The organism is Vibrio sp. 1249-1, assembly GCF_033340495.1.
Genome location: NZ_JAWOWJ010000963.1, coordinates 1 through 560 on the forward strand (window position 1 = coordinate 1; position 560 = coordinate 560).

Here is a 560-nt window from a genome sequence, read left to right on the forward strand (position 1 = left end):
CATGTTGGTGTCTATTCTCGATCTCGAACACGTTACTGTAAATGACATTATGGTGCCACGTAATGAGATTACGGGTATCGATATTAACGACGACTGGAAATCCATTGTTCGTCAGTTAACACACTCGCCACACGGTCGAATCGTTTTTTATCGCGACCAAATCGATGAAGTGGTTGGTATGCTGCGTTTACGTGAAGCGTACCGTTTGATGCTAGAAAAGAACGAGTTCAACAAAGAGACGTTACTGCGCGCGGCAGATGAAGTGTATTACATTCCCGAAGGTACGCCACTGAACGTACAAATGTTGAAGTTCCAGCGCAACAAGCAGCGCATCGGTCTGATCGTAGACGAGTACGGTGATATCATCGGTCTAATCACTCTTGAAGACATCCTAGAAGAGATCATTGGTGAGTTCACAACGTCTATTTCTCCTAGTTTGTCTGATGAAATCAGCCCACAAGGCGATGGTAGTTTCTTAATTGAAGGCAGCACCAATATCCGCGATATCAACAAAGGTTTGAAATGGGATTTACCTACCGATGGCCCTAGAACCTTGAATG

1 protein-coding gene is annotated in these 560 nt (G+C 44.6%); it reads left to right on the plus strand.

Features of this window, described 5'->3' with window-relative positions; genetic code table 11:
* Positions 1 to 560 (plus strand): CBS domain-containing protein (locus tag R7Z50_RS29940; RefSeq protein ID WP_318150076.1); only part of this gene is annotated, 560 nt, incomplete at both ends.